8 protein-coding genes and 1 pseudogene are annotated in these 10,156 nt (G+C 61.3%); 8 read left to right on the forward strand and 1 reads right to left on the reverse strand.

Annotated elements, in window-relative coordinates; genetic code table 11:
- Both RIN13_RS19220 and RIN13_RS19225 read left to right on the forward strand, forming a co-directional pair.
- On the forward strand, positions 1-1,530 hold a 1,530-nt coding region (locus RIN13_RS19220; protein WP_309108917.1), incomplete at its 5' end, for an FAD-dependent monooxygenase.
- 139 nt (positions 1,531-1,669) lie between these two features.
- The gene (locus tag RIN13_RS19225; RefSeq protein ID WP_309108918.1) at positions 1,670-2,284 is read left to right on the forward strand and encodes a dihydrofolate reductase family protein; all 615 of its coding nucleotides are present in this window, start codon (positions 1,670-1,672) and stop codon (positions 2,282-2,284) included.
- Positions 2,285-2,312: 28 nt separating this feature from the next.
- Here RIN13_RS19225 and RIN13_RS19230 read toward each other — a convergent pair whose 3' ends face one another.
- Positions 2,313-2,993 (reverse strand): hypothetical protein, encoded by a 681-nt coding sequence (locus RIN13_RS19230; RefSeq protein WP_309108919.1) that lies wholly within the window; start codon positions 2,991-2,993, stop codon positions 2,313-2,315.
- A gap of 181 nt (positions 2,994-3,174) precedes the next feature.
- Between RIN13_RS19230 and RIN13_RS19235 the strand changes: the two genes are divergently transcribed.
- From RIN13_RS19235 to RIN13_RS19260, 6 genes and pseudogenes are all read left to right on the forward strand, one after another.
- Entirely contained in the window at positions 3,175-4,593 is a 1,419-nt protein-coding gene (locus RIN13_RS19235; protein WP_309108920.1) for an MFS transporter, read from the forward strand.
- A 541-nt stretch (positions 4,594-5,134) separates the two neighbouring features.
- Positions 5,135-6,706, forward strand: coding sequence for a sugar ABC transporter ATP-binding protein (locus tag RIN13_RS19240; RefSeq protein ID WP_309108921.1), 1,572 nt, complete (start codon positions 5,135-5,137; stop codon positions 6,704-6,706).
- On the forward strand, positions 6,703-7,725 hold the full coding sequence (locus tag RIN13_RS19245; RefSeq protein WP_309108922.1) for an ABC transporter permease: 1,023 nt from the start codon (positions 6,703-6,705) through the stop codon (positions 7,723-7,725). The genes RIN13_RS19240 and RIN13_RS19245 overlap by 4 nt, the downstream gene beginning before the upstream one ends.
- The gene (locus tag RIN13_RS19250) at positions 7,715-8,731 is read left to right on the forward strand and encodes an ABC transporter permease (protein WP_309108923.1); all 1,017 of its coding nucleotides are present in this window, start codon (positions 7,715-7,717) and stop codon (positions 8,729-8,731) included. The genes RIN13_RS19245 and RIN13_RS19250 overlap by 11 nt, the downstream gene beginning before the upstream one ends.
- A 48-nt stretch (positions 8,732-8,779) precedes the next feature.
- Positions 8,780-9,874 carry a rhamnose ABC transporter substrate-binding protein gene (rhaS, locus tag RIN13_RS19255; protein WP_309108924.1) on the forward strand — a complete coding sequence of 365 codons (1,095 nt, stop codon included), beginning with the start codon at positions 8,780-8,782 and terminating at the stop codon, positions 9,872-9,874.
- Between the two features lie 142 nt (positions 9,875-10,016).
- A pseudogene (locus RIN13_RS19260) lies at positions 10,017-10,156 on the forward strand (rhamnose isomerase); the annotation flags it as partial.

Here is a 10,156-nt window from a genome sequence, read left to right on the forward strand (position 1 = left end):
CGGGTACTGGATTACTTCGCCGAGTTCATGGCGAACTCACCGACCCGTATGTCCCCGGACTACGGCTTCGAGTTCCTTAGCCTCGAGGTCATCAACGAGGGGGAGTACCCGGTCTCGGTGACCCTTCTTCACACGGCAGGACCCAATGAGGGGCAGGAGCGCATCGTCCGGGCCAAGTACGTCGTCGGCGCCGACGGTGCCCGCAGCAGGGTGCGGGCATCGATCGGCTGTAGCCTCGCGGGGGACCAGGCCAATCATGCCTGGGGGGTTATGGATGCCCTCGCCGTCACTGACTTCCCTGATATCCGGACGAAGTGCGCCATCCAGTCAGGCGCGGGCGGCAGCATCCTGCTGATTCCCCGCGAAGGCGGACACCTGTTCCGTATGTACGTTGACCTCGGTGAGGTGGACCCGAAGAACAAAGGCGCCGTGCGCGGCACCACCATCGAGCAGATCATCGGCAAGGCCAATGACATCCTTCACCCGTACACGCTCGATGTTCGCAACGTCGCCTGGCACAGCGTCTACGAGGTTGGCCACCGTCTTACTGACAGGTTCGACGACGTCCTCCCGGACGAACGCGGCACCCGCACACCACGCGTATTCATTACCGGCGACGCTTGCCACACTCACAGTGCCAAGGCCGGCCAGGGCATGAACGTCTCCATGCAGGACGGCTTCAACCTCGCCTGGAAGCTCGGCCACGTGCTTGAGGGCCGGAGCCCGGAGAGCCTGCTGTCCACGTACTCGGCCGAGCGCCAGGTGGTGGCGAAGAACCTCATCGACTTCGATAAGGAGTGGTCCACGATGATGGCGAAGAAACCCGAGGAGTTTGAGCACCCTTCCGATCTTGAGGATTTCTACGTCCGCACCGCAGAGTTCCCTGCCGGTTTCATGACCGAGTACGCGCCGTCCGTACTTGTCGGTGGCTCTGAATACCAGGACCTGGCCACCGGCTTTACAGTCGGCAAACGCTTCAAGTCAGCGCCGGTGGTCAGGGTCGGGGACACCAATCCGATGCACCTTGGCCACCATGCGCGGGCGGACGGCCGCTGGCGCATCTATGTCTTCGCCGATCCTGCCACCCCGTCCGGAAAACCGGAAAGCGGCCAGCAAGGGACCGCCTCGCCTACTGAACAGTTCGCCGAGTGGATCGCGAACTCGCCGGAATCGCCGCTCGCCGCAACGCCGTCGGGCGCGGATCCTGACGCCTGGTTCGACGTAAAGGTGATCTATCAGCAGGAGCATGCTCGCATCGATATCGGCGCCGTTCCCGCAGTCTTCAAGCCCCAGGTCGGCCCGTTCAAACTCATCGACTACGAGAAGGTCTATGCGACGGATCCCCATGCAGACATCTTCGAACTGCGCGGCCTTGACCGGGGCGGCGTCGTTGTGGTGGTGCGCCCGGACCAGTATGTCGCCAACGTCCTGCCGCTGACGGCAACGGGGGAGCTGGGTGCGTTCTTCGCTCCCCTCCTGCAGAGCAGGCAACCAGCGACAGTCCGTCCGGCAGAGCGCTCGACACTGTAACAAGGATTCGCCCGTCCACCTCTCGACCTCCCGTACGTTCGTCGCTAGTCTGGCACCCAGCGGCGTCGATTCCCGGCCATCCCGATTGACGCACAGGCAGAGGCGGCACCCGGTCGCCGTTCATGCGAAGGAGCACATCATGGGAATCCTCTCCGTTGACCTGTTCATCACCCTCGACGGCGTGTACCAGGCGCCGGGCGGCCCCGATGAGGACCGGGAGGGCGGCTTCGAGTTCGGCGGCTGGCAGGGAGCGTATTTTGACGAGGAGACCGGGCAGGCGATCGGCGCCGGAATCGACCGCATGGACGCCCTCCTGCTCGGACGCAAGACCTACGACATCTTTGCCGGATACTGGCCGGGCAAAGGCGGCGATGACCCGATCGCCGAGACGTTCAACGCGCTGCCGAAGTTCGTTGTGTCGCGCTCCCTGACGGATCCGGGGTGGGAGGGAACGACGGCGCTGTCGGACGTTGCGGAGGTGGCGGCGGTGAAGGACCGTTTCGACGACATTCACGTCGTCGGCAGCGGGAATCTCGCACGATCGCTGCTCGAGGCTGACCTCGTCGACCGGCTGAACCTCTTCCTTTACCCGCTCACGTTCGGATCAGGCAAGCGGCTTTTCGCCGATGGCACCGGCGTGCCGGCTGCGTTCCGGTTCGCTCAGCCACCCCAGGCGTTCCCCAAGGGTGCGGTCTCCCTTGTCTACGAGCGCGCGGGGGCGCCAATCACCGGCGTGGATATCAGCCAGGGGTAGCGGCAACGCAGCTGGGCGAGATAAACATCTAGGGGCACGGTACCGGTTCGACACACTCAACGGCATAAGGTTTGGTCGCCGATCGCTGGAGTGGACGACGCAGGTGCATCTGGTACGGACCGTCCGTTACGGTGGCACGCGGATCCAGCTGCACAACCAGGAGTGGTTCGGTGCGGGTGGCATCCAGCCGGACCACCATGCCGTCACGCCGCCCGTCTACAGACAGCGGGGTCGCGGGCTCCACCGCAGTCTCGTTAAGACGCTCCTGATGCTCCTGCCCCGCTGCCAGGAAGAGAATTCCATGGGCAACCCCGATGACCTTCAACGGGATTAATGCATCAGACGGCGGGAGTTCCGGGGAGAGTGGGGGTTGCACGTGCTGGTCCAGCGCAGATGACACCTGCTTCAGGATCACATCGCATCCCATGCACCCGTTTCGCTCTCCGACATCAGCCAAGAGGGTCACATGCAGGCCCCTGGGTGCCTGGTCCCACGCCTCGGCCACAACCAGGCACCACGCCCCGTGGTACTCCGTTCCGTATTTCATGACGTAGACCTGGTCCTCGCCGAGGATCGGCACTCCGTCCTGTCGGGCGGTTGGCTCCACAGGCTTCAGTTCACCAAGGCCTCTGGAACCTGCAAGGTTTTTATGGCTGGCCCCGAGGTACTTGCGAACCAACGGATTGCGTGACCGTTCTGGTCGTGGCACGGCTTGCGGGCCTTTCTATGCGGCGGTGCGTCACAACCGCACCTTGTTACTGGCCCCCTGTATAGCTTGCTGGGTCGCTGACGAAATAGGAAACGGTGTCCACATTGCACCTCTATTCCTGATAACTTTCGTCAGGTCCGGACCCTGTCCGCGCCTCGCGGTTGTCATTACACTGGGACGCATGACCGAGCAGGAACCGGCCTCGCGCATAACTGATCCGGACGCCGTCGACACGTCCTTGCGAAGTCCGGCACAGCGTGCCCGCACGTTCGCCGGAATCCTGGTGAACACAGCCCTGGCAAACATCACGACGAGTTACCTGTGGTTCGCGCTGACATTCTGGGTATATCTGGAAACGCGCAACGTGATCGCCACCGGGGTGGTCGGCGGCGCGTACATGCTGTTGATCGCCCTCTCGAGCATCAGCTTCGGCACGTTCGTGGACCGCTACCGCAAGCTGGCCGTGATGCGCTTCGCGGCGGGCTTCACCCTGGTGATGTTTGTGTTGTCCGGAGTCATGTTCCTGCTGACGCCCACCCCGCAGCTGCTGGACCTTACACAGCCGTGGTTCTGGCTGTTCACACTGATCATCCTCGTTGGAGCAGTTGTGGAGAACATGCGCAACGTGGCCCTTTCCACCATTGTCACCATCCTCATTGAGCCGGACCGGCGGGCCAACGCCAACGGAATGGTGGGTATGGTGCAGGGACTGGCGTTTATCGTCACCTCGGTGCTCTCCGGATTGTCCATCGGGCTACTGGGCATGGGCTGGACTGTCGTCGTCGCCGTGGTGCTGACTGTGCTGGCCTTCGCGCACCTGCTCACTCTGCACATGCCGGAGGAAGTGCACGTGGCCTCCACGGACGCGCACGGCGCGTTCGACCTACGCGGTTCCATTGCCGCCGTGCTGGCCATCACCGGACTCTTCGCCCTGATCCTGTTCTCCACGTTCAACAACTTCATCGGCGGCGTCTACATGGCGCTGATGGATCCCTATGGCCTGGAGATGTTCCCGGTTGAAATATGGGGAGCCGTCTTCGCGCTGGGGTCCACGGGCTTCATCATAGGTGGAGCGCTGGTGGGCAAGTTCGGGCTCGGGGCCAACCCGCTGCGCACCATGCTTTGCGCGGTGGTGGTCATGGGGATCCTCGGTGCTGTATTCACAGTGCGGGAGTGGGCCTGGCTGTACATCGCAGGAATCTGGCTATACCTGGTTCTCATCCCTGTCGTGGAGGCTGCGGAGCAGACGGTCATCCAACAGGTGGTGCCGCTGCAACGGCAGGGCCGGGTGTTCGGATTCGCCATGGCATTCGAATCTGCTGCAGCACCCATCACCGCGTTCCTTATTGCCCCGATCGCCCAATTCTGGATCATCCCGTACGCGCGGTCCGAGGAGGGCGCTGCGCAGTTGGCCCCGCTGCTGGGCGAGGGCGTCTCCCGTGGCATCGCCCTGGTGTTCCTGATCGCGGGGATCATCATGGTCGTGGCGGCCTTGCTGGCCTTCCTGACTCCGGTTTACCGCCGGGTTTCGGCGTCTTACATAAAGGCGTCCGCAGAGGCGAAGGAAACCGCGAACGCGGACTCCCCGTCCTCCGGATAGCAAAGACGCATTGCCATGACGCACGGACGCAGGGGCCGGCGTCGAAAATATAGCGGTACCCGTCGCTTCCCGTGCTGCCAGCAAAGTGGAGCCCGATGTTCCCGGGCTGAACGTCCCCTTGAACCGTCACTGCGGGTGAGATGCACTCCGGGAGCCTTTGGGGGAGGATTTGCCATCCGGCGCACTTCGTCGCTTCACCTAAGAGATGTGTGAATCGATCCAAGGACCAGCAGTGCCCTTGAATAATGTCCGCAACCTATTCGACTGCCAAGCATCAGGGAAATGTCGCGAAGGATTAGAGAGCCTAACCAAAAGCACTGTATTGCCGTTGGAATGCGCTTTACTTCGAATGGATCCGTCGATAAAGCGCTTTCTCAATGAATCGAATCAATAAATGAATCAATCGGACCGCACAAGCCGCATTGCGAAGACAACCCTTCATTAGGGCCGAATTCAGAGGTTTGTTGACACGCTGCCAACGCATGCCCTACGTTGTGATCACGTTCACAATGAATCGATTCATTACAAAGGAGTAACCGGCATGGACGACACGTATACGCATGGCGTCGACCTGCGCAGCAGTCCCGCTGCCGCCGATGATCCTGTCCCGATTCTGGAGCTTCGGGGTATCCACAAGGCTTTCGGAGCAGTCAAGGCCCTCCGGGGTGCCAACCTCAGCCTCCTCCGGGGGCAGGTTACTGCCCTCGTGGGCGAAAACGGGGCCGGGAAGTCAACCCTGGTCAAGACTCTGGCCGGCCTTCATCAGCAGGACCAGGGCCACGTCCTCCTGGATGGCGAGGAGGTTTCCTTTCGGGATCCGCTTCAGGCCCGCGAAGCAGGAATCGCCGTCATCTACCAGGAACCAACAATGTTTCCGGACCTTACTGTGGCCGAAAATATCTTTATGGGCCGCCAGCCCCTCGGGCGTTTCCGACGGATAGACAGAAAATTGATGCGGCGGATGGCCGTGGAGCTTTTCACCCAGCTTGGAGTACGGATCGATCCCGACCGCAGCGCGCAGGGTCTTTCCATTGCCGATCAGCAGGTGGTCGAAATTGCCAAAGCGATCTCCCTGGATGCGCGTGTCCTGATCATGGATGAGCCGACGGCCGCATTGAGCGGCGTAGAAGTCGAGCGGCTCTTTGCCGTGACCCGGACGTTGCAGGACAGGGGAGCGGCAGTGCTGTTCATTTCGCACCGCTTCGAGGAGGTCTTCGCTCTCGCGGACTGGATAACGGTCATGCGCGACGGCGCGCACGTCTTAACGGCCCCCGCCGCTGAACTCAGCATTGACCAGGTCATCCGCCAAATGGTTGGTCGCGACGTCGCATCCCTGTTTCCCAAGCAAGACGCCAAGATTGGTGGCGTTGCCCTGGAAGTCAGGAAGCTAAGCCGCAAGGGCGTTTTTCACGACATCTCTTTCACCGTCAATGCCGGTGAGATCGTGGGACTGAGCGGCCTGGTTGGCGCCGGGCGTTCAGAAGTTGCGCGGGCTGTTTTCGGCGTCGACAAATACGATGCCGGCGAAGTCCTGATACTCGACAAGCCGCTGAAGCCGCTCTCCCCGAGTGCAGCCATGGCCGCAGGCGTAGGCCTGGTGCCCGAAGACAGGCGCAAACAGGGCCTCGTTATGGAGCTGCCGGTGAGCCGGAACCTGACGCTCACTCTGAGGCATAAGCTGAGCCGCTTTGGGCTGCTGACCAACCGCTCCGAGGCCGCAACCACCAGAGATTGGGCAAAAAGGCTTCAGATCAAGGCCGGCTCGCCAAATTCACCTATTTCGACACTCTCCGGAGGAAACCAGCAAAAAGTCGTTCTCGGCAAATGGCTGGCCACCGGTCCGAAAATCCTCATTATCGATGAACCCACCAGGGGAATTGATGTAGGCACAAAATCCGAGGTGCACCGGCTTATTTCCGAATTGGCGGGAAATGGTCTGGCCGTCCTGATGATCTCTTCAGAACTTCCGGAAATCCTCGGGATGTCTGACCGGGTCCTGGTCATGCACGAAGGACGCCTCACCGCAGAATTGAGCCGCAGCGAGGCCACCGAGGAGACCGTCATGACTGCAGCCACCGGCGTCGAATCCCCAAACAAGGAGCCAAAAGCGTGACCACACTAGCCCTTCAACGCCAGCCCTCGCTGGCCTGGCTGGGGACCCTGACCCGCTCCCGGGAATTCGGCGTTTTCCTCGCCCTCGCAATTCTCATTGGAGCAACAGTCGCCGCGAACCCCCGATTTCTCAGCGCACAGAGCACCAAGGACCTGCTCCTGAATTCCTCCATCCTGGTGATTCTCGCTGTTGGTCAAGCAGTGGTCATCATCACCAAGAACGTCGACTTGTCGGTGGGGGCAGTGCTTGGCCTTACGGCCTTCGCGACGGGCAAGATTTTCATCGCACTGCCCGAGCTTCCCGTCCTGGTGATGTTGGTGATCGGCATTGGACTGGGCATGCTGCTGGGGGCGCTGAACGGGGCGCTGATTGCCATTGCCAAGGTTCCATCCCTGGTGGTCACTCTGGGCACGCTGTACATCTTCCGAGGTGTTGATTTCGCCTGGGCGCAAGGCCAGCAGATCAGCCCGTCCAACCTTCCCCGGGCCTTTCTGGATCTCGGAAGCGGAGCAGTCTTCGCGCTCCCTTATCTCGCGCTCATAGCGTTGGCCGTCGTCCTTTTCTTTGGGCTTTACCTGAAGAACATGCGGTCCGGCCGCGAATTCTATGCAGTCGGGTCAGATGATCTCGCTGCTCGGCTCTACGGCATCGGGGTGGGCAGGAGGGTTTTCATTGCCTTTGCAATCTCCGGCGCTCTGGCCGGACTGGCGGGCGTTATTTACGCCGCAAAGTATGGAAACCTGGACGCCACGGCGGGCCAAGGCATGGAACTGAACGTTGTGGCAGCGGCCGTCGTTGGTGGCGTAGCGATCGCAGGCGGCGTTGGAACCGTTTATGGGGCGGCAATAGGCGCAGTACTTCTGACCACCATTACCTCTGCCCTGCCAGTCCTGGGAGTATCCCCGTTCTGGCAGCGGGCCATGATCGGTGCCCTGATTCTGGCCTCGATTGCACTTGACCGTTACCTGGCCCTGCGCACTGAGCGACGGCTGAGAGGACACGACACCCATGTTGGCTGAAACCGCACCACGACCAACGGTTACCCGTACCGCCGCTTCCCGTTGGGGCTTCCTGCAGGGTTGGGACGCAGCCATCATCGCCGCGGTCCTCCTCAGCATTCTTGTGGCTTCAGTGATGGTGGACGGCTTTGCCTCACCCCGTAATGCAGGGTTTCTTCTGATAGACATGATCCCCATCCTGTTGCTGGCGCTACCGATGACACTGATCATTCTCACCGGGGAGATTGACCTTTCGGTTGCCAGCATCGCCGGGTTCATCAGCTGCGTTTTTGGCGCTCTCTGGAGCGGCGGGCTCCCGCTGGAAACCATCATTCCCCTGTGCCTCGTGCTCGGTGCCATCTCCGGGGCCGTGAACGGATTCCTTGTCTCGGTTCTGGGGTTGCCGTCACTCGCGGTGACTATCGGCACCTTGGCTCTTTACCGGGGACTGGCCTTTGTGGTCCTGGGGGACCAGGCAGTGACGAGCTTTCCCCGCGTCATCACCTCCGGACTGCAAGCCAAGATTGGAACATCTGGCATTCCTGTCTGGATCATCCCCGTACTGCTTCTGGCTGTTGTCTTCGGGGTGATCCTGCACTTCACGGCCTTCGGCCGGTCACTGTTCGCCATCGGCTACAGCGAACACGCTGCCCGCTTCTCCGGGATCACGGTTGCACGGACGAAGTTCTGGCTATTCGTCGTCTCCGGCGCCATTGCGGCTCTGGTCGGCATCTGGTGGACCCTGCGATACGGAAGCGCACGAGGGGACAACGCGACCGGCCTGGAGCTGTCAGTCATCGCAGCCGTACTTCTGGGAGGCGTATCTATCTTCGGCGGCAAGGGCAACCTGCCGGGCGTGATCGCCGGCGTAGCGCTGCTTGCCATCCTCCGCAACGCCCTCCAGCTGGCAAGCGTCCCGGAGGACACGCTCTCAATGCTGACCGGAGGACTCCTGATCGCAGCGGTCGTCGCTCCAAATGCCGTCACTTGGGCCCGCTCGGCCCGAAAGAGACCTCTCACCACTTAGCCCTATTACCCACTTGCAACAACGACGTTCAACCCGAAAGGCAGCACCATGAAATTCAGCAAAAGAGGAACCAGCCGCGTCGCACCGGCCTATCTTGCCGTCGTCACCGGCCTTACCCTGGCCCTGACAGCCTGCGGGGGGACCACAGTCAACTCAGGATCCACCGCAGATGCTGGAGGCGGCACGTCAACGGCCAGCGCTGATCCCAACGCCCCGCTTAAGGAAGGGCTCAAGGTGGCCTTCCTGCCCAAGCAGCTGAACAACTCCTACTTCACTGTCACCGACCGCGGCGGCAAGACGGCCGTAGAGGAGTTCAAGGGTGAGTTCTCCGAGGTCGGTCCGTCCGAAGGCAGCGCTTCCAGCCAGGTGAGCTACATTAACACGCTCACCCAGCAGGGCACCGAAGTGATCGTCACCTCAGCCAACGACCCCAAGGCCATTTGTTCGGCCCTCGACGAAGCCCGGAACGCCGGCGCCAAGGTTGTAACCTTCGACTCAGACACAGATCCCGAATGCCGCGACGTTTACGTAAACCAGGCAACGTCCGAAGGGATTGCTTCAACCCAGATCAAGCTGATTTCCGAGGCAATAGGATCCGAGGGCGGCGAGATCGCCATCCTCTCGGCCACGGCCAATGCGACGAACCAGAACGCCTGGATCGAACTTATGAAGAAAGAACTCCAAAAGCCCGAATACTCTAAGCTGAAGCTGGTCTCAACTGTCTACGGCGACGACAACGCCCAGAAGTCCCAGCAGGAAGTCCAGGCGCTCCTGCAGCAGCACCCTAACCTCAAGGGAATCATTTCGCCCACCACTGTTGGCATCGCGGCTGCCGCACAGTACCTGTCCGGCTCGGAGTACAAGGGCAAGGTCCAGCTCACGGGTCTTGGATTCCCCAGCCACCTTAAGGAATTTGTCAAGGACGGCACCATGAAGTCCTTCGCTCTCTGGGATGTTGAAAAGTTGGGCTACCTCGCTGCTTACACAGGCGCCGCTCTCGCGTCCGGTCAGATTACAGGGGCAGAAGGCGAGAAGTTCGAGGCCGGCTCCATGGGCGAATTCACTATCGGAGCCAACAAGACTGTCCTGCTCGGAGATCCCACGGTGTTCACCGCGGACAATGTGGACAAGTTCAACTTCTAGAACCACAAGCCGGCGGCTTCCTGCTGCCGGCGGCTGCTAACCCGGATCGGGGCCCTGCCCGCAGTGGCCCCGATCTGAGCTCCCAGCCCTGCCCATTCTTCCTTCAGACGTACCGCGCACGCAGAAACGGATAGATCCACTTATGAACAACACGACGACGGCGCTGGGCAGGCTCGAGGAGCTTGCTATTGAGGTTCCCTCTTGGGCGTATGGGAATTCGGGGACGCGTTTCCGGGTGTTTGGTACGCCGGGGACTCCGAGGACGATTCAGGAGAAGTTAGC

Origin of the sequence: Arthrobacter sp. (assembly GCF_031179985.1) — a bacterium.
GTDB lineage: Bacteria > Actinomycetota > Actinomycetes > Actinomycetales > Micrococcaceae > Arthrobacter.

Bases quoted from the DNA above. Each gene is read 5' to 3' on its own strand.
- RIN13_RS19225 (WP_309108918.1), top strand. From the start codon at position 1,670: ATGGGAATCCTCTCCGTTGACCTGTTCATCACCCTCGACGGCGTGTAC.
- RIN13_RS19235 (WP_309108920.1), top strand. From the start codon at position 3,175: ATGACCGAGCAGGAACCGGCCTCGCGCATAACTGATCCGGACGCCGTC.
- RIN13_RS19240 (WP_309108921.1), top strand. From the start codon at position 5,135: ATGGACGACACGTATACGCATGGCGTCGACCTGCGCAGCAGTCCCGCT.
- RIN13_RS19250 (WP_309108923.1), top strand. From the start codon at position 7,715: ATGTTGGCTGAAACCGCACCACGACCAACGGTTACCCGTACCGCCGCT.
- rhaS (WP_309108924.1), top strand. From the start codon at position 8,780: ATGAAATTCAGCAAAAGAGGAACCAGCCGCGTCGCACCGGCCTATCTT.